The following is a 17,925-nucleotide window of genomic DNA, read 5'->3' on the forward strand; positions in this document are numbered from 1 at the left end:
ATAGTATAAATTTTAGTAATGATAATGTTAAGCAGATAACTACCTATACATGCAAACATATATGGAGGGACTATGGCTCTATCTCATAGGGAAGACCAGTTATGATACTGCCTAGTTAAATACTTTTAAATTCATACTACTATAAAGTAAAATCTTACTTTATAGTGCTAAATCCTATTTTTTAGAAAGATTATAGGTTCAGAAATAAAATTAATTAAGACCATCTTTGAGATAGAGATATTTCTTCTTTTTCTTTAATACGTTTTTTTATTATCTCAAAAAAATTAGGATTAATATTATTGCCATATAAATTAAAGCAAGTTTTTAATAATTTACTTATTGTTTTTTTATCAGGCGATGAAAAATATTGTAGACTAGTGCGTACACCATCTTCAGTATATTTACCATGATTTTTGTCATAAAAATCGTCCTTTCGAGGTTTAAGATATGGAAGACCTTTATTTCTATGAGTTCTGCATGCGTAAATATGTATTTGACTTATATTAAATGCATATTTATTTAGTTTATTTTCTATATCTTCTAGAGTTATTTCCATACCTAATCTTGGTATAAGTCGAATTTGGTTGTTTGAAACACTTGCAATACATCTTTCAACTCTTTCCTGATCCGACCATGGTGATGAAATTTGCTGTAATAATTCTCGTTGAAATATCATATTCACCATTTTATCTAGTTTTTCATTGTTTTCATAAAATTTATATCCTGTTATTGCTCTACTATCTTTATTTACATCATCAATTGCTTGATAGTTGCATGGTTGGAAAAGACCGTTATGCACTATGTAATAGGGCGATAAACTTAAATTAATCATTTCTTTACCAGCATACAATAGAGTATTAAATGAATTATAAAAATAATATTGAATATTCTGGTTCAGATTATGATATTTTGAAGAAATAAAAGTCGATTCGCTTCCACCATGACTAGTAATGAATAAGTCCCAGTCTATTAATTGATTTAGATTGCTATTAGCTGTTGTGATTAAGTAATATTTTTCAAAAGCATATAATTTATATTGATTTTCATAAAGGTAATTTCCATCCTTATTAAGGTAGACATTTACATTGGTAAAACTTTTGTTTTTTAATTTAATATCTTCAGACTTACTTTTATCAAAAAATCCATATAATTCATCATTTTTATCAATTTCATGACTCATACAATAACCTGTTTATTATAACAACATAATCATATTACCATAATATTTTAATACTTTTTAAAGTTTTGATATATTTTATTTAAATGAAATTGATTTAACTAATAAATATTTGTACTTATATTGCAAAGTTACAAAAAAATAATAATTAATAAAAGTGTAGTTGGCATTGATGATGAGATAATAATTTATTTATAAGTTACTTCTATACTAGATGAAACTTCTGCTTTAGCTAACTAAGTTTATTAGAGTTGTGTAGTACTTAACACCATTTAGCATAGCTTCATTAGATAAATCAAAAGTTGGCTCATGTACCATGGATATAAATCCTTTATTTTCATTTTTTACACCTAAAAAAGCATAACAAGCAGGTATTTTTTTAGCAAAATATGAGAAGTCTTCAGATGCCATCCAAGGTGATTTAGAGACTATAATATTTTCAGCACCTAATGCTTTTTTAGCTGCAGCGATTGATTTTGCTGCAGCATTACTATCGTTTCGTGTCTCAGGATAACCATGATAATATTCAATACCAACTTTACCTTGGTAGGTTGATACTACACCATTAGCAATTTCATGTAAGCGATTTTTAGCAATATTTATTCCTTTAGAGCTGAGATAGCGTATAGCCCCTTTTAATTTAGCTTGGTTAGGTATTACATTAAAAGCTGATCCAGATTCAATAGCTGTAACAGATACGACAACTGGATCAAAACTATCGCTATTTCTTGAAACAATAGTTTGAACTTGATTTACAAACTGGCATGCCATAATGATAGGGTCATTAGCTGTCATAGGAGTACTTGCATGACCTCCTTTACCATGAAAAGTAATTTGAAACTGATCTACACCAGCAAGAGCAACTGGTGTGCAGATCTCCATTTTGCCTTCATCATTACCAGGTGAAACATGTATACCATATATTTCATCAACACCATTTAATGCACCATCAGCTATCATTGCAGGAGCTCCTCCTGGTAAAACTTCTTCGGATGGTTGAAAAATTAAACGTACATTTACATTTAGCAGCTCTTTATTTTTTACCAAATGTTGAGCTGTAACTATAACCATAGCACAATGGGCATCATGGCCGCACATATGAGCTTTACCATCAACTTTAGATTTGTATTTACAATTATTTTGTTCATGAATAGGCAAGGCATCCATATCTGCTCGTAAAGCTATAGTTTTCGTAGCATTTTGAACTTTTATATCTGCAATAATACCAGTTTTGCCAATACCTTTAGTTACTTCTAATCCAAGATTTTCAAGTTCTTTGGCTATATAGTCGGCTGTATTATGTACGTCAAATCCTAATTCAGGATATTGATGAATATGTTGGCGAATTCTTTTTAATTCCTTTATTGCATCCGTTGATATTTCGATCATTCTGTAATTCCAAGAAATATATTTAACTATATGAATTATTACATAATATTAATAATTAAGGTTAGGGTTTTTTAGTTAAATGTTGATAGTGCTTGTATATTATTTATATAAGTGTGAAAATTTAAAAATTAATCTTAGTACGATAAAAAATATGCATGAATCATTGAAGCTGAGTGATTTTCTAGAGCTTATCAAAAGTACCATAGAGATGGGTTTTGGTTATGAGGGTTTTTGGGTAATGGCAGAGCTTTCTGAATGGAGAAAATCGGGAAAACATTATTATGGTGAACTAATCGAGCATAATGGACTTAGTAAGTATCCTATCGCGAAAATTAGATGTAATTGTTGGGCTAATAAGATTGATTATATTCAGAATAAATTTAGCATCACCACTGGTGAAAACCTAAAAGTAGATATGAAGGTTTTGTTAAAAGTATCTGTAAGCTATCATGTTAGTTTTGGGCTTAGTTTAAATATTATCGATATTGATCCAGCTTTTACATTAGGAGATAGGCAGGCTCGTAAAATAGAAATATTAGAAACCTTATCTAAAAAAGATATTTTAGATAAAAATAAGAATCTTAGTATGCCTAAAGATTTTACAAGTATTGCAGTGATTACAAGTTTGACAGCAGCTGGTAAAGGTGACTTTTTTGAAGAGGCTGATAAGATTCAAAAATTAGGCTTGTGTAAATTTGATATTTACGAGGCAAAAATGCAGGGTCTTGAATGTGCAAGAAGTGTTGCAGAGGCCTTTGATAAGATTAGAATAAAATCTCGCAATTATGATGCTGTAGTACTTATTCGCGGAGGAGGATCACAAGCAGATCTAGATTGGTTTAATAATATAGTGTTAGCACAAAATATCTGTAATAGTGAGATTCCAGTGATGATAGGTATTGGTCATGAACGTGATAGTACAGTCCTTGATGAAATATGTACTAAACGATTTGATACCCCATCAAAAGTTATCAATTATATTATTAATACTATAATTGATAAGGCAAAAGCTGCGGAGTATAACTATGGATCTATAGTTAAAGTAACAAAAAATATTGCTAAACAAAGCCAATCACAGTTGGATAATATATATACTAGTTTTAGCGATCGGACTGAAAATTATTTGCATCAAACTAATCAAAATATAGAGCATTTTTATAAAAACATACTATCAGTAACAAGAAGAATGTCTAGGTTATATACTAAGTCTATAGATATGCAGTATGATAGTGTAATCCTAAATTCACAAAATTTAATAAGGCAATATTATCATAGTATAGATGAAGCTTATGAACAATCACGTAGTATTGCCAAAAGTACCATAAAATATTACACTCATACTAGCGAGTATCTTTATAAGCAAATATTATCAATATCTATACGGCCTACATTAAAGAGAGGATTTAGTATAACGAGGCTAGAAAATGGTAGATATATAACCAGTAAAAATCAAGCACAAGCTTGTGAAAATTTAGAAATAATATATGTAGATGGACAAATACAAGTAGAGGTAAAAAGAAGTGGCGACACAAAGTAAAAAATTTGCTAAAAATTATGAAATTTTGGAAGAAATAAATGAAAAATTACAAGATGAACAAGATAACCCCGCTTTGTTGGATGAACTAGCACCAATGCTTGAACAAGCTTCTAAAAGTTATAAATTATGTAAAGAAAGAATAGCCGCAGCTCAAAAGTTCATCGATGAATTTGAGAAAGAGTAGTTATTACAAATTTATAATGATATATAAAAGATTGTTTTTATGACAGGAAACGATATAAAGCGAGATGGTGGATTAACGCAATTAATAAGCTAATATGAAAATTATAAAACCATACCTGGCATTTGCCATATACCAGCTACTCTAAATGTATCTTTGACAATTAAAGTTTTTTCATGGTTTGTAAGAGGGTCTAAAATATTATAATCTCTAGTTTCTGATGCTATATTATGAATCTTCAAATCCATATTAGTATTTAAGCTTTCTTGCTCAAACACCGCATTAGCTCTTCTAATATGTGAGTCCGATGTTATTAGAATAATATCTTTGACCTTTGGCTTTAAATTCTCAAGGATTTTAAAAGTATTAAATGCATTCCAGATGGTGCTAATAGACTGATCTTCTTGAATAATTAGGCTAGAAGGAACTTTTTTATTTATAAGCCATTGCTTCATTTGATAAGATTCAGTAGTTCCAGCTCTAACACCACCACCACTAACAATTATTTTTGCATGAGGATATTCTTTGTGAGCTTCTAACCCAGTTTCTAATCTTTGGATTAGTACTTCATCCATAGAACCATCTTGATGAAGGGCATATCCCAGTATAATAATTACAGGATTAGAATCGTCTTTTATTTCAATTTGGTTGGCACTTGTGTTTATATGGAGATTATAATTTCTATCTATTACATCAAAAGCTTTTATAAATTTTGGCATCTGAGCCCACTTTGATGTTTTTAATTTTTTAAGCGATTCTCTATAGTCTTTAAACTTTAGCACATAAAAATAAGCAGTATCATAAATTTGAACAATAGGGTTCTCTGGGAATTCTTTAATAAGGTAATTTAAAGTTTTTTCAGCAGCCTGATTCTGTTTAGTATCTATTTGAAGAGAAAATAAAGATAGTTGTAGTTGTAACATTGCAGAAGTTTTAGGTTGAGAGTTTTTGATAGCATCTTGTAAGGATTTAATAGCTTGATTTAGATCACCTCTAGTTGTAACACCAGTATCACCTCCAGTTACATTGGTATTGTATTGAACATTTGCAATAGCATTTTGTTGAAAAGCTAGTATTTGTATATCATTACTTGTGTTGTTAGTTTTTGAAAAAACCAAATTTGGTATAATTAGGTATATGAATAAAATTATTAATAAAGCTTTTTTTGAGTTTTGCATAGGTGGTTAAAATCTGATATTAATATAAAAGATAATATAAGAGTTTTTTTCATAATTAAATCAATATTTTATAGGGTGGTAAGAAATAAAACTAAGATTTTAAAAAATATATAAATAAGAGCTTATAAAATTTGGACTAGTTATGGGAATGAAATTTTTGATATGAAAATCTAAAGGGCTGATGATAAATGAAAATTATTGAATTAGAAAATGGACATTTATATTATCAAGAAAGTGGTACTGGTCAAACTATTTTATGGATTCATGGGTTACCTCTAAACTCCGATAGTTGGTTTGCTCAATTTGAATATTTTAAAAGCGATTATCACAATATAGCTATTGATTTACGTGGTTATGGTAAATCTAGTGCTTTACCGAAGCATTTTGATTCTATCACTGATTTGTACGTCTCTGATATTAAACAATGCATAAAAAAACTAAAACTTAATAAACCAATACTTGTTGGATTTGCATCAGGCGGTCATGCAGCATTAAATTTTGCTGCCAAACATAGCAATATGATAGGCAAACTTATTGTAATTAATGCCTCTCCATGTTTTAAGAAACAAAAAGATTGGCAATGGGGATTTAGTGATGAATCATTGGCAGATTTTACTCAAAAAATTAAGGCGACAAGCACCTATGAGGAGTTAGCAAATATTTTATACATACCGGCAATAAAAGAAAAAAATAGTAGTCAGTTGAAAGAAATGAAATCTTGGTTTATTAAAATGTTAATAGCAGCAAGAAAAGAAGCTATTTTAGCTTTTTTTAATAATATTGCTTTTGATGATAATAGAGATTTATTAAATAATATAAATGCTCCAACCTTAATAATAAATAGTGTTTTAGATGAAGAGGTCCCAGTAGAAGTTGGCTTATATTTAAGGAAAAATATTATTAGCTCGCAATATTGTGAAATTAATGGTATTGATCATTTTGCTTTTGCTACACAATCAGAATTAGTGAACTCTATTATAGAACAATTTATAAGCCCCATAACATTTATATGTACCCCAATATTTAATAAGGAAGATAAATGATATTATATGAAACTCCAAAAGCATTTTATGATTTATACTATGATTTTACCGGTTATACAAAGTCAGACTATCCACAAGATAGAACAGCTATTGCTCAAGATTTAGCTAAGGTTATAGCGGAGGATGCAACAACACAATCTGGTCCTTTAGTCATAGCAGATTCTGTTGGAATATATGTGTATAGTGGAGATGAAAAACATTCTTTAATTACATCAGCATCATATCGAGCAACACCAAACTCAGGGTTTTATGAGTTAACTAGTTTATCGCATGTGGGTCCAGCTATTGCCTATTTAGGAGCTTTAAAATCAATGGGAGATAGTTCATGGGAAAAACATCTTGATCCAATGATAATGCATTTAACAGAAGTGCGTGAGTTAAATCAAATTCAAGGTAGTAAGCATTGGCTAAATCAGCTATCAATACCAGTTTTACGAGGTAAAGAAGAGCTAGTAAAAAAATATGGTTGATTATGGTTGTGGATTAGCTGCAAACTATTTAATTTCAGTCAAGGAAAATAAGAATAGTTTTTCTAGTGAAAATGTTATTAAAAATTTTTTAAATGTTTCTAGTGAAGAGTATCCTATTTCATTTGATACAGTTATGATTGGGAGCTTTGCTTGCGTGGGGTTAATGAGTGTATATGAATTGTATAATACGCTATCTAATAAAAAAATAAACTGGGAGCATGCCAAAATTATTCTTCATAATTTAGCAGGAACAAACTATGGCTCTGGGTTAACATCTGGTTCAAATTGGTTGGTTCCTGTTATTGAGTCAATAGCTGGGGATATACTAGATTCAAAGCGTATTTTGATACTTCCATATGTCGATTTGCCTAGTAATTTAGGAGAAAACCATCTTTTATCTAAAGACTTTGAATATTTATCAAATAAGGTTTGGGGAAGTATATATGCTAGACCATTTATAGTTAATCCGATAGTTATTTGACAATAATGTTATAATATTTAGAAAAAATGTCATCATATAGCCAAGATTTCAGAGATATCGTAATAACTAAATATAAAGAAGGCCTAACAGACAAAGAGCTAAGTAATTTTTTTAATATAGATATCCGTACTACTAGATCTTGGATAAACTTATACGAGACAACTGGTGATTATAAATCTAAGCAAGGCTTGGGTTGCGGTAGAGTAGCAACCTTTACAGATAAGGAAGCGATAGAAAGCTACTTAAGAACATATCCAGATGCAATGGCTTTAGATATTAGAGAAGCATTAGCTCCTGAAATACCTAGAAGCACATTTTATGATTGTCTTAACAGACTTGGTTTTAGTTTTAAAAAAAGACACCTAAATATAAGCAAAGAAAAGAACAAGATAGGCAAAGTTTTATAGAGGTTGTTGAGACTATTGAACCTAACAAACTTGTATATTTAGATGAAATGGGTATGGATAATAAACAGTCTGTACTAAGAGGATGGTCTCTTGTTGGTAAACCTAGCTATGGTGAAGTTATTGCTTATCAAACTCAGAGAAAAAGTATAGTTGCTGGTTATAACTATTTAGAAAAGAAGATTATAGCACCGCTAGAGTATACTGGATATACAGATACTATACCTTCCTGCTTATTCTCCTGATTTAAATCCTATAGAAAAAATTTGGGCCAATTTTAAAAGAATTTTAAGAAAAGTAAATAATTCTTTTGATAATTTATCTGATGCTATTACTCACGTCTTTAGCACAATATTATCAGATTAACTATATATCACAAGCAGCATTTTCTCATGTAAAAGATATAAAAATACCATATAGGCAAGTGCTACCAGGTGATTATGAATTAACAAGAGCTGATCAAATAGAGCATTTTATTCAGAGGTTAAAATTTTCCATAACAAGCCCTAAGCAAATGTTATCAAATACAGTTGGATTTTGGCTTGCAGGAGAAGCTGTAGCTAAGAAATGGCAATTTGATAAGATGGATTTGCCAGGATTAACAAAAGGTTTTCCTACTGGTTTGTGTTCTTATCCAGCAGATACCCCAAAAATAAAGGTAAAAAAATGAAGCTAAGACCAGTCCAAAATATTTCATCAAGTGGTGCAAGAGGTGTGGAAGTTTTTGAAATAAAAAACGACCTGTATTTAGCAATTCCACAATTATCTGAAGATATAAAAGGTGATGAGCCTAATATGAATGGCGGTAATAGTGAAACTTATGTCATGATATATAAATGGCAAAATTATAAATTTGTTAAGTATCAGGAGATTTCATCACAAGGAAATGAACATGTAAGCTTTTACACAATAAATGAGAGGCATTTTTTAGCAGTGGCTTCTATTAGGGGTGGTGTAAACCCTAATTTTACTATGGATGTTGATTCAAAGGTTTATGAATGGATTGATGATAATTTTATATTTTTTCAAGCATTTAATACATTTGCTGCAAAAAGTTGTAATTTTTTTGAGATTGGGCGTCAACATTATCTTATTTATTCTCAAGGAGTAAAAGAGCCAGGGGCTGATATTGAAAAACAGAGTTATTCACAAATTTATCGTTGGAATGGTTTAAAATTTGAGCTTTTTCAGAGTATTCCCGTTATATGGGGGTATGAAACATGCTTTTTTTCAGTGAGAGGTAAATTCTTCTTAGCATTAGCTGATAACCTTGGAGCATCTAAAATATTACAATGGAATGGTACTAAATTTGAATTATTTCAAGAGATTGAGACGCGTGGTGGTGGGAGAGATTTTTGTCACTTTATTCATGATGGAAAAAAATATTTAGCATTTGCAAACTTGTTATATAGTAGCTCAATTTATAAATGGGATAATAATAGTTTTATTAAAATACAAAGTCTCGATGGTGAGGCAGCAAGAAGTTTTTTTGTTTACCAAGAGGGTAATGATACATATTTATTTAGAACTAATTTTATTGGTGGTACAAGAGAAAATCCTGTTACAGTACTTGATTCTATAATTTATCAATTCAAAGATAGTTGCAAGCTTATAGAAACCTACAAAACTTATGGGGGTACAGACACTAAAGTTTTTATAAAAAATAGTAAAAAATATGCTGTTGTATCCAATAGTTTGAGTGAATCTATACATTTTGATACACCAACAGTTATTTATGAGATTTATTAATATTTTGGCTATCTAAATTCTTTGAAGAAAATATAAATACTATAAACTGATCGTATAAAAATTAAATTAGTAACAAAACAAATAAGAATACCTCTTTAAAAAAAAATAATTTTTGCTAGTTTAGCCACGAGTAATGAATACTTTGACTTTGAATTATTTGCCTATGTTATGATCTATATATCAACAGCATTCATACCATCTACGCTCGAAAGAGAACTACATTATTCAATAAATATGGCGATGTTTATAACTATGATTGCATCTATTTGTTATTTTTCAACTGCACCATTTTGGGGCCTTGTATCAGATAAGATTGGACGTAAGAAAGTACTCTTAGTTTCTTGTATTGCCATAGACACACTTATTTATCCAAGTTTATATAATAGATAAGGTTGGAGTACTTATACTTACATGTATTATGATGCTCTTTATATCAGTACAGCAACAGCTACTTTTGTTGGGTGGGACAGTACCATTAATTTTAGGTCTCTTGATTATGTATAGTTAATCTGATAATATTGTGCTAAAGACGTGAGTAATAGCATCAGATAAATTATCAAAAGAATTATTTACTTTTCTTAAAATTCTTTTAAAATTGGCCCAAATTTTTTCTATAGGATTTAAATCAGGAGAATAAGCAGGAAGGTATAGTATCTGTATATCAAACTTCTCTGCTATTTTAGCCAATTTAGGAGACTTATGAAAACTAGCATTATCCATAACAACAGTAGTCTTTGGAATTAACTCAGGACATAAATGCTTTTCAAACCACTGATTAAAAATTTGAGTATCTGTATATCCAGTATACTCTAGCGGTGCTATAATCTTCTTTTCTAAATAGTTATAACCAGCAACTATACTTTTTCTCTGAGTTTGATAAGCAATAACTTCACCATAGCTAGGTTTACCAACAAGAGACCATCCTCTTAGTACAGACTGTTTATTATCCATACCCATTTCATCTAAATATACAAGTTTGTTAGGTTCAATAGTCTCAACAACCTCTATAAAACTTTGCCTATCTTGTTCTTTTCTTTGCTTATATTTAGGTGTCTTTTTTTAAAACTAAAACCAAGTCTGTTAAGACAATCATAAAATGTGCTTCTAGGTATTTCAGGAGCTAATGCTTCTCTAATATCTAAAGCCATTGCATCTGGATATGTTCTTAAGTAGCTTTCTATCGCTTCCTTATCTGTAAAGGTTGCTACTCTACCGCAACCCAAGCCTTGCTTAGATTTATAATCACCAGTTGTCTCGTATAAGTTTATCCAAGATCTAGTAGTACGGATATCTATATTAAAAAAATTACTTAGCTCTTTGTCTGTTAGGCCTTCTTTATATTTAGTTATTACGATATCTCTGAAATCTTGGCTATATGATGACATTTTTTCTAAATATTATAACATTATTGTCAAATAACTATCGGATTAACTATATATAGGTTAAATGGACTCAGCTCTTTATGCGATCCCAGCATCTATAATTAGGAATAAGCTTTTTATTCCATATTTTTATTTTAAATATTTGTAATTTTTGTCACTCTGTAATAACATGTTATTACAGTAGGTTATGTATTTAATATAAAATGTCAGAAATAAATAATAATAAAGAAAATTTAGAGGCTTTATTTGAGGTTTTTACAAGTCTTGATTCAGTAAATGAAGCTCAACTTTTTTTTGAAGATTTATGCACACCTGTAGATTTAATAGCTATGGCAGCTCGTTGGAAAGTCGTCAAAGAATTAAAGAAAAATAAAACATATAGACAAATTCATGCTGAAACAGGAGTTAGTTTAACAACAATAAGTAGAGTAGCAAGATGTCTTAGTTATGGTACAGAAGGTTACAATATTATTTATGACAAAATTGAAAAAGAGGGGTCAAATGAGGAATAGACTAAGAATTGCAATACAAAAAAAGGGCAGATTATATGATAATTCAATGGAGTTATTTAATAAAATAGGTATTAAAACTGAGTTATCAAATAAAAGTAGCTTATTATGTCACTCAGTAAATGCACCTATTGATTTTCTATTTGTAAGAGATGATGATATTCCAACGTTAGTAAATAGTAATGTTTGTGATTTTGGTATAGTGGGAGAAAATGTTCTAGAAGAGTATTTACTTAGCATTGAAAAAACATCTAAGAAAAATGATATTGTCAAAACTAAAAAATTAGGCTTTGGTAAGTGTAGATTAGCAATAGCGGTACCACATGATGCTAGTAATAAATTTAATGATTTAATAAATACTAGAATAGCTACTTCATATCCTTATTTAGTCCAAAAATTTTCAGATGAAAATAATTTAGGTTTAGATCCATTATCTATTTCTGGTTCAGTTGAGATAGCTCCTAATCTAAAAATGACTAGTTCCATTTGTGATTTGGTATCTACAGGTAGAACATTAGAGGAAAACAATCTCAAAGAGATACACACAATAATGAAAAGCCAGGCAGTTTTGATACGCTCAAATCACAAATTTAGTCTTGAGCTAGAGGAGTATTACCAATTATTACTTAGAAGAATTGAAGGAGTGAAACATGCTCAAGAACGAAAATATATAATGTTTCATATTAATAAGGATGCTGTTGATACTATTTCTCATATTTTACCAGGTCATGAAGGTCAAACTATTATGCCTTTATATGGGGATGATAAAGTTGCTATACATTTAGTTACAAAAGAAGGAGTTTTTTGGGGAACTTTAGAGAAATTAAAAAAAGCAGGGGCTAGTTCTATATTAGTTTTACCAATAGAGAAAATGCTGGAGTAATTATTATATAATGATTGAAATATATAATTGGCAAAAACTTAGTGTAGTAATGCAACAAGATCTTTTAGCTCGTCCAGTTAATACTAATAAATCTAAATTAGTTACAAGTGTACAAAACATCTTGCATGAAGTGGCACAAAAAGGAGATGAAGCTCTTTTAAGTTTTGCTGCTAAATTTGATAGAGTAAATTTAGAAAATTTTACAGTTTCTCAAGCTGAAATTAAACATAGTTATTCTTTAGTTTCAGAAAAAGAAATTTCTTTAATAAAAAATGTTGTAGCTCGTATAACTAATTATCATAAGATAATGAAACCTAAGGCTATTACCTGCGATACAGGTGATGGTGTAATTTGTAAAAAGGTTTATAAGCCTATTGAAAAAGTGGGTTTATATGTTCCAGGAGGTTCTGCACCATTAGTTTCAACTCTAATGATGTTAGCCGTTCCTGCACAAATTGCAGGTTGTAAAGAAATTTATGTAACTACACCTTGTGATCAAAATGGCAGGGTGCATCCATTAATTTTAATAGCGGCAGATATTTGTAATGTAACCAAAATATATAAGTTAGGTGGTGCTCAAGCAATAGCAGCTTTAGCATATGGTACCGAAACTATACCTAAAGTAAATAAAATTTATGGTCCAGGTAATTCTTGGGTTACAGAAGCAAAACAGCAAGTAGCAAATGATAGTCGAGGTGCGGCAATAGATTTACCAGCTGGACCTTCAGAGGTCTTAGTAATTGCAGATGATACTGCTAATCCAAAGTTTGTTGCTGCAGATTTGCTAGCGCAAGCTGAGCATGGAGTAGACTCTCAAGCGTTATTAATAACAAATAGTCAATGTTTAGCAAACAAAGTTAAAGAAGAAGTTACTAAGCAGACAAATATAGCTCTAAGAAGAACTATAATTGAAAAATCTCTAGTAAATAGTGCAATTATAGTTATAGATTCGATAGAAGAGGCTATTAATATAGCTAATCAATATGCTTCTGAGCATCTTATTTTAAATATAAAATCTGCTGAAGATTATGTGGAGAGTATTGAAAATGCTGGAGCTATATTTGTTGGTCCATGGGCAGCTGAGGCTTTGGGAGATTATATTACAGGGTCAAATCATGTTTTACCTACTTATGGGTATGCTAAAGCCTATAGTGGTTTAGCAACTGTAGATTTTATGAAAGCAATAAGTGTCCAAAATGTATCCAAAGAAGGTTTAGAAAATATAGGTGCAATGGCAATGAGACTAGCTGATATAGAAGGTCTCAAAGCTCATGAAAATGCAATAAAAATTAGGTTGGAGAACTTATAAAAATATGCAAGAACAGAGTACTGAGAAATTAATTCGTAAAGATTTACAAAAGTTTAGCGCTTATGCATCGGCCCGTTCTTTAAAAATAAAAGGAGATATATGGCTTAATGCGAATGAATCTCCCTATGGTGATGAAAACTTATTTAATCGCTATCCTGAGCCACAGCCGAAGCTATTAGTAGAGAGGTTAGCAGATATATATAATACTAGTACTAATAGCCTATTAGTTACCAGAGGTAGTGACGAAGGAATTGATCTATTGTTTAGACTGTATTGTGAGTATCAAAAAGATTCTGCATTTGCAGTAGATCCAACTTTTGGAATGTATAAAATAGCAGCTCAATTGCAAGGAGTAGGTTATAAAACTTTAAAGCTTAAAGAAGAGAATAATTTTGAAATTAATGTTACTGAACTTTTAGCAACCATACCTAATAACTGTAAATTGCTTTTTTTATGTACTCCTAATAACCCTACAGGTAAATCGATAATATTGGCTGATATTGAACTAATTTTAAGTAAATTATCAAGTAGATGTGTAGTTGTGGTTGATGAAGCCTATATTGAATTTAGCAATGAAAAGTCGGTATCTCTTCTTATTAATAAGTATGAAAACCTTGTGGTATTAAGAACTTTATCAAAATCTTTTGGTATGGCAGGACTTAGATTAGGAACTATAATCACTAATGCTGACAGAATAGTTTGGTTAAAAAAAATATTAGCCCCATATCCGATTCCAAAAACTACTGAAAATACCGCATTAGCAATGCTTGATGCTCAAAATTTAGTAAATATAGCTGATCAAATATTAGAAATAAAAGTGCAAAGACAGTATTTATGCAAAAAGTTATCACAGCTGAATTTGTTAGATAAATTATGGTCATCAGATGCTAATTTTATCTTAGTAAGATTTAAAGAGAATGTCTTTAATAGGCTTATTGATAATAAGATAGTTGTTCGTTCTATGGCTTATTTTTTTAATGATGAGAAAATTTTAAGGATAAGTATAGGAACAACTTATGAAAATAAAAAATTAATTAAAGTATTACAAAAATTAAGTAGTGAATATGAAACAAGATAAATATTTATTTATAGATAGAGATGGAACTTTAATTATCGAACCTGCTATAGATAAACAAGTAGACAGTATAGATAAATTAGAATTTTTCGATGGTGTTTTTGAAGCTCTTAAAAAATTACAAAAAGCAGGCTTTAAATTGGTGATGATTTCAAATCAAGATGGTTTAGGAACAAAATCTTTTCCGAAAATAGACTTTGATGCTCCTCATGATCTGATGTTAAAAATATTTGAATCTCAAGGGATTAAGTTTGAAGATATTTTGATATGCCCTCATTTTGCTGATGAAGATTGTGCTTGTCGTAAACCAAAAGTAGGATTATTAATGAATTATCTGATCGATCAAAAAATACTTCTAAAGGATAGTTATGTTATTGGCGATAGAGAGACAGATATTCAATTAGCTAATAATATAAAGATAAATCCTATCCAAATAGGCCAAGGTAAACATAAGAATTGGTATGATATTACTAGTGAGATACTAAATAAACCGAGAATAGCTGAAATAAAGCGTGTAACTAATGAGACTGATATTTTTGTAAAAGTTAACTTAGATGTTTCAGGAACTAGAAATATAGATACAGGTATTGGGTTTTTTGATCATATGCTTGACCAAATTGTAAAACATGCAGGCATAAGTGCAGAGATTATAGCTAAAGGTGATTTACATATTGATGATCACCATTGCGTAGAGGATGTTGCAATAAGTTTTTCACAAGCTATAGCAAAAGCTCTGAGTGATAAATATGGTATAAATCGTTATGGTTTTTTATTACCTATGGATGAAGCTTTAGTTGAGATAGCCTTAGATCTTAGTGGTAGAAATTATTGTTCATTTAAAGCAAATTTTGATCGTGAGATAGTTGGTGACTTATCTGTAGAGTTAGTTAAGCATTTTTTTATATCTTTTGCTGAAGGCCTAAAAGCTACTTTACATATTAAAGTTAGCGGTGAGAATACTCATCATATGATAGAGGCTTGTTTTAAAGGGTTGGGTAAAGTTCTTAAGCAGGCGATTGCTAAAGATGGTATAGATGAGATTCCAAGTTCAAAGGGAGTATTATGATAGCGATAGTAGATTGTTGTGGTAGCAATTTTGCCTCGATAAAATATTCTTTTGAGAAGCTAGGTCAAAAAATAATTTTAACTCATGACCCTAAGGTGATAAAAAAGGCAGATTGTGTAATTTTACCAGGCGTTGGCCATGCTAAATCAGCGATGGAAAATTTAAAACAATATGGATTAGATATACTTATTCCACAGCTTAAACAGCCAGTATTAGGAATTTGTTTAGGGATGCAAATTATGTATAGATTTTCTGAGGAAGGAAATTCTGAGTGTTTAGGTATCTTTTCAGAAAAAGTAAAAGCTTTTAAAAAAACTCAAGGTTTTAGTATTCCACATATGGGTTGGAATAGTTTTCAAAATATAAATAAAGATCATTTTTTATTTAAAAATATAGCTGTAGATGATTATGTATATTTTGTCCATAGTTTTTATGCAGAGCTTAATACTTATACTTTAGCCACTAATAATTATATAAATAATTTTACTGCAATAGTTAATAAAGATAACTTTTATGGTATTCAATTTCACCCTGAGAAATCTGGTAGTATCGGACTGAAAGTTTTAGAGAATTTTATACAAGGAGCTTTGTAGATGAATATATTTCCAGCAATAGATTTAATAAATGGCAAATGCGTTCGTTTAGAAAAAGGTGATTTTAATAAAACTACTACCTATGGGCTTGAGCCAAAAAATGTTGCAAAAGCATACCAGCAAGCTGGTGCAGAGTTTATCCATGTTGTAGATCTAGATGGTGCGAAAAAAGGTCAAACTTGTCAATTTGAGACTATTCAACAAATTAGAAATAATTGTAATATGACATTACAGGTTGGTGGTGGCATTAAAGATTTTGAAACTATTGAGAAGCTTTTAGAAATAGGGGTAGATAGGATTGTTGTTGGTAGTTTAGCAGTTAAGGATATCATTTTAACTAAGAAATTTTTTGCGAAATACAGTGCTAAAAAAATGGTTTTGGCTTTGGATGTATTTATTAAAGATGGGACTCCTTATATAGCAACACATGGCTGGCAAGAATCTAGTACAACAACTTTAGATGAGATTTTACAAATTTATTTAGCTGATGGTCTTGAGCATGTTTTATGTACTGATATTTCTAGAGATGGTATGCTTCAAGGTCCAAATTTTGAATTATATAGAATTTATTCAGCTATTTATCCAGATATTAAGTTTATAGCTTCTGGTGGAGTTGGTAGTTTACAAGACTTACAGCTATTAAAAGAGCAAAATACATATGGCGTAATAATTGGTAAAGCACTATATGAAAATAAATTTACACTTCAAGAGGCTTTAGAATGTTAACTAAAAGAATAATCCCATGTCTTGATGTCAAAGATGGTATAGTTGTTAAAGGTGTGAAATTTAGGAATCATAGGATTATTGGTGATATTGTTGAACTTGCTCAGAAATATTCAGATGTAGGAGCAGATGAGTTGGTATTTTATGATATTGGCGCAAGCCCTGATAACAAATTACTTTCTATAGAATGGGTCCAAGAAATAGCTAAAAAAATAAATATTCCATTTTGTGTTGCTGGCGGCATAAAGTCTATAGAAAATGCTAGAGCCATTCTCAATGAAGGAGCCGATAAAATATCAATAAACTCTGCAGCATTAGCAAGGCCTGATCTAATTAATGAATTAGTCTATGAATTTGGAACACAATGTATTGTTGTTGGAATCGATAGTAAATTTATTAATGGGGAGTTTAAAGTTTGTCAATATACAGGTAGTGCTGATAAAACTGTGCAGACATTATTAGATCCCATTAGTTGGGCAAAAGAGGTAGAGTCTCGTGGTGCTGGTGAGATAGTTCTTAACTGTATGAATCAAGATGGTGTCAAAGGTGGTTATGATTTGGAGCATTTAAAAGCAATTAAATCTAGTGTTTCCATTCCAGTTATAGCATCTGGGGGCGCTGGAAAAGTTCAGCATTTTATAGATGTGTTTAAATATACAAATATTGATGGTGCTTTGGCTGCTAGCGTATTTCATGATGAAATCATAACTATAACAAGACTAAAAAAAGAACTCTTAGATAATAATATACCTGTAAGAATAGTAAAATAGGATAAA

At 30.3% G+C, this 17,925-nt stretch carries 20 protein-coding genes and 1 pseudogene; 17 read left to right on the forward strand and 4 right to left on the reverse strand.

The window, feature by feature from the left end; genetic code table 11:
• Nucleotides 1–214 precede the first annotated feature (214 nt).
• Together ACR0PV_RS04015 and ACR0PV_RS04020 are read right to left on the reverse strand one after the other, a co-directional pair.
• The gene (locus ACR0PV_RS04015; RefSeq protein WP_488173686.1) at nucleotides 215–1,180 is read right to left on the reverse strand and encodes a hypothetical protein; all 966 of its coding nucleotides are present in this window, start codon (nucleotides 1,178–1,180) and stop codon (nucleotides 215–217) included.
• Between the two features lie 225 nt (nucleotides 1,181–1,405).
• Nucleotides 1,406–2,566: a M20 metallopeptidase family protein gene (locus ACR0PV_RS04020; RefSeq protein ID WP_488173687.1), complete on the reverse strand. Its 1,161-nt coding sequence runs from the start codon at nucleotides 2,564–2,566 to the stop codon at nucleotides 1,406–1,408.
• A gap of 151 nt (nucleotides 2,567–2,717) precedes the next feature.
• Between ACR0PV_RS04020 and xseA the strand changes: the two genes are divergently transcribed.
• Complete coding sequence (xseA, locus tag ACR0PV_RS04025; RefSeq protein WP_488173688.1) at nucleotides 2,718–4,103, forward strand: exodeoxyribonuclease VII large subunit; 1,386 nt, start codon at nucleotides 2,718–2,720, stop codon at nucleotides 4,101–4,103.
• Nucleotides 4,087–4,287, forward strand: a complete 201-nt coding sequence (gene xseB / locus ACR0PV_RS04030) for an exodeoxyribonuclease VII small subunit (RefSeq protein ID WP_488173689.1) — start codon at nucleotides 4,087–4,089, stop codon at nucleotides 4,285–4,287. The genes xseA and xseB overlap by 17 nt, the downstream gene beginning before the upstream one ends.
• 101 nt (nucleotides 4,288–4,388) lie before the next feature.
• Here the strand turns inward: xseB and ACR0PV_RS04035 are convergent, their stop codons facing one another.
• The gene (locus tag ACR0PV_RS04035) at nucleotides 4,389–5,462 is read right to left on the reverse strand and encodes a YdcF family protein (protein ID WP_488173690.1); all 1,074 of its coding nucleotides are present in this window, start codon (nucleotides 5,460–5,462) and stop codon (nucleotides 4,389–4,391) included.
• 188 nt (nucleotides 5,463–5,650) lie between these two features.
• Between ACR0PV_RS04035 and ACR0PV_RS04040 the strand changes: the two genes are divergently transcribed.
• The 7 genes and pseudogenes from ACR0PV_RS04040 (at nucleotide 5,651) to ACR0PV_RS04070 (ending at nucleotide 9,999) form a co-directional block, all read left to right on the forward strand.
• Nucleotides 5,651–6,505, forward strand: coding sequence for an alpha/beta fold hydrolase (locus ACR0PV_RS04040; RefSeq protein WP_488173691.1), 855 nt, complete (start codon nucleotides 5,651–5,653; stop codon nucleotides 6,503–6,505).
• Complete coding sequence (locus tag ACR0PV_RS04045) at nucleotides 6,502–6,975, forward strand: DUF5624 domain-containing protein (protein WP_488173692.1); 474 nt, start codon at nucleotides 6,502–6,504, stop codon at nucleotides 6,973–6,975. The genes ACR0PV_RS04040 and ACR0PV_RS04045 overlap by 4 nt, the downstream gene beginning before the upstream one ends.
• Nucleotides 6,968–7,456 (forward strand): DUF5624 domain-containing protein, encoded by a 489-nt coding sequence (locus ACR0PV_RS04050; RefSeq protein WP_488173693.1) that lies wholly within the window; start codon nucleotides 6,968–6,970, stop codon nucleotides 7,454–7,456. The genes ACR0PV_RS04045 and ACR0PV_RS04050 overlap by 8 nt, the downstream gene beginning before the upstream one ends.
• A 26-nt stretch (nucleotides 7,457–7,482) precedes the next feature.
• Nucleotides 7,483–8,226: pseudogene (locus ACR0PV_RS04055) on the forward strand (transposase).
• Nucleotides 8,186–8,530, forward strand: a complete 345-nt coding sequence (locus ACR0PV_RS04060) for a hypothetical protein (protein ID WP_488173694.1) — start codon at nucleotides 8,186–8,188, stop codon at nucleotides 8,528–8,530. Before ACR0PV_RS04055 ends, ACR0PV_RS04060 begins: the two are co-directional and overlap by 41 nt.
• Entirely contained in the window at nucleotides 8,527–9,609 is a 1,083-nt protein-coding gene (locus ACR0PV_RS04065) for a hypothetical protein (RefSeq protein ID WP_488173695.1), read from the forward strand. The genes ACR0PV_RS04060 and ACR0PV_RS04065 overlap by 4 nt, the downstream gene beginning before the upstream one ends.
• Before the next feature lie 108 nt (nucleotides 9,610–9,717).
• A complete protein-coding gene (locus ACR0PV_RS04070) occupies nucleotides 9,718–9,999 on the forward strand; it encodes an MFS transporter (RefSeq protein WP_488173950.1) in 282 nt (93 codons plus the stop codon).
• A 114-nt stretch (nucleotides 10,000–10,113) separates the two neighbouring features.
• Here the strand turns inward: ACR0PV_RS04070 and ACR0PV_RS04075 are convergent.
• Nucleotides 10,114–10,994, reverse strand: a protein-coding gene (locus ACR0PV_RS04075; RefSeq protein WP_488173696.1) for an IS630 family transposase whose coding sequence is annotated in 2 segments (ribosomal slippage) — nucleotides 10,114–10,670 and nucleotides 10,670–10,994 — 882 coding nt in all. Because the reading frame shifts where the segments join, the coding sequence is not laid out codon by codon here.
• A gap of 200 nt (nucleotides 10,995–11,194) precedes the next feature.
• Between ACR0PV_RS04075 and ACR0PV_RS04080 the strand changes: the two genes are divergently transcribed.
• The 8 genes from ACR0PV_RS04080 to hisF are packed head-to-tail and all read left to right on the forward strand — an operon-like array spanning nucleotide 11,195 to nucleotide 17,919.
• The gene (locus tag ACR0PV_RS04080; RefSeq protein WP_488173697.1) at nucleotides 11,195–11,503 is read left to right on the forward strand and encodes a YerC/YecD family TrpR-related protein; all 309 of its coding nucleotides are present in this window, start codon (nucleotides 11,195–11,197) and stop codon (nucleotides 11,501–11,503) included.
• Nucleotides 11,493–12,383 (forward strand): ATP phosphoribosyltransferase, encoded by an 891-nt coding sequence (gene hisG, locus ACR0PV_RS04085; protein ID WP_488173698.1) that lies wholly within the window; start codon nucleotides 11,493–11,495, stop codon nucleotides 12,381–12,383. The genes ACR0PV_RS04080 and hisG overlap by 11 nt, the downstream gene beginning before the upstream one ends.
• A 10-nt stretch (nucleotides 12,384–12,393) precedes the next feature.
• Nucleotides 12,394–13,692, forward strand: coding sequence for a histidinol dehydrogenase (hisD, locus tag ACR0PV_RS04090; RefSeq protein ID WP_488173699.1), 1,299 nt, complete (start codon nucleotides 12,394–12,396; stop codon nucleotides 13,690–13,692).
• Between the two features lie 4 nt (nucleotides 13,693–13,696).
• Nucleotides 13,697–14,770, forward strand: coding sequence for a histidinol-phosphate transaminase (gene hisC, locus ACR0PV_RS04095; protein ID WP_488173700.1), 1,074 nt, complete (start codon nucleotides 13,697–13,699; stop codon nucleotides 14,768–14,770).
• Entirely contained in the window at nucleotides 14,757–15,833 is a 1,077-nt protein-coding gene (gene hisB / locus ACR0PV_RS04100) for a bifunctional histidinol-phosphatase/imidazoleglycerol-phosphate dehydratase HisB (RefSeq protein ID WP_488173701.1), read from the forward strand. Before hisC ends, hisB begins: the two co-directional genes overlap by 14 nt.
• A complete protein-coding gene (gene hisH, locus ACR0PV_RS04105; RefSeq protein WP_488173702.1) occupies nucleotides 15,830–16,426 on the forward strand; it encodes an imidazole glycerol phosphate synthase subunit HisH in 597 nt (198 codons plus the stop codon). Before hisB ends, hisH begins: the two co-directional genes overlap by 4 nt.
• Nucleotides 16,427–17,152: a 1-(5-phosphoribosyl)-5-[(5-phosphoribosylamino)methylideneamino]imidazole-4-carboxamide isomerase gene (hisA, locus tag ACR0PV_RS04110; protein ID WP_488173703.1), complete on the forward strand. Its 726-nt coding sequence runs from the start codon at nucleotides 16,427–16,429 to the stop codon at nucleotides 17,150–17,152.
• A complete protein-coding gene (gene hisF / locus ACR0PV_RS04115) occupies nucleotides 17,146–17,919 on the forward strand; it encodes an imidazole glycerol phosphate synthase subunit HisF (RefSeq protein ID WP_488173704.1) in 774 nt (257 codons plus the stop codon). The genes hisA and hisF overlap by 7 nt, the downstream gene beginning before the upstream one ends.
• Nucleotides 17,920–17,925: the final 6 nt, after the last annotated feature.

The organism is Francisella sp. AG1 (assembly GCF_057683165.1).

Coding starts and splice junctions, on each gene's coding strand:
- ACR0PV_RS04015 (WP_488173686.1), bottom strand. CDS start 1,180: ATGAGTCATGAAATTGATAAAAATGATGAATTATATGGATTTTTTGAT.
- ACR0PV_RS04020 (WP_488173687.1), bottom strand. CDS start 2,566: ATGATCGAAATATCAACGGATGCAATAAAGGAATTAAAAAGAATTCGC.
- xseA (WP_488173688.1), top strand. CDS start 2,718: ATGCATGAATCATTGAAGCTGAGTGATTTTCTAGAGCTTATCAAAAGT.
- ACR0PV_RS04035 (WP_488173690.1), bottom strand. CDS start 5,462: ATGCAAAACTCAAAAAAAGCTTTATTAATAATTTTATTCATATACCTA.
- ACR0PV_RS04040 (WP_488173691.1), top strand. CDS start 5,651: ATGAAAATTATTGAATTAGAAAATGGACATTTATATTATCAAGAAAGT.
- ACR0PV_RS04045 (WP_488173692.1), top strand. CDS start 6,502: ATGATATTATATGAAACTCCAAAAGCATTTTATGATTTATACTATGAT.
- ACR0PV_RS04050 (WP_488173693.1), top strand. CDS start 6,968: ATGGTTGATTATGGTTGTGGATTAGCTGCAAACTATTTAATTTCAGTC.
- ACR0PV_RS04060 (WP_488173694.1), top strand. CDS start 8,186: ATGCTATTACTCACGTCTTTAGCACAATATTATCAGATTAACTATATA.
- ACR0PV_RS04065 (WP_488173695.1), top strand. CDS start 8,527: ATGAAGCTAAGACCAGTCCAAAATATTTCATCAAGTGGTGCAAGAGGT.
- ACR0PV_RS04080 (WP_488173697.1), top strand. CDS start 11,195: ATGTCAGAAATAAATAATAATAAAGAAAATTTAGAGGCTTTATTTGAG.
- hisG (WP_488173698.1), top strand. CDS start 11,493: ATGAGGAATAGACTAAGAATTGCAATACAAAAAAAGGGCAGATTATAT.
- hisD (WP_488173699.1), top strand. CDS start 12,394: ATGATTGAAATATATAATTGGCAAAAACTTAGTGTAGTAATGCAACAA.
- hisC (WP_488173700.1), top strand. CDS start 13,697: ATGCAAGAACAGAGTACTGAGAAATTAATTCGTAAAGATTTACAAAAG.
- hisB (WP_488173701.1), top strand. CDS start 14,757: ATGAAACAAGATAAATATTTATTTATAGATAGAGATGGAACTTTAATT.
- hisH (WP_488173702.1), top strand. CDS start 15,830: ATGATAGCGATAGTAGATTGTTGTGGTAGCAATTTTGCCTCGATAAAA.
- hisA (WP_488173703.1), top strand. CDS start 16,427: ATGAATATATTTCCAGCAATAGATTTAATAAATGGCAAATGCGTTCGT.
- hisF (WP_488173704.1), top strand. CDS start 17,146: ATGTTAACTAAAAGAATAATCCCATGTCTTGATGTCAAAGATGGTATA.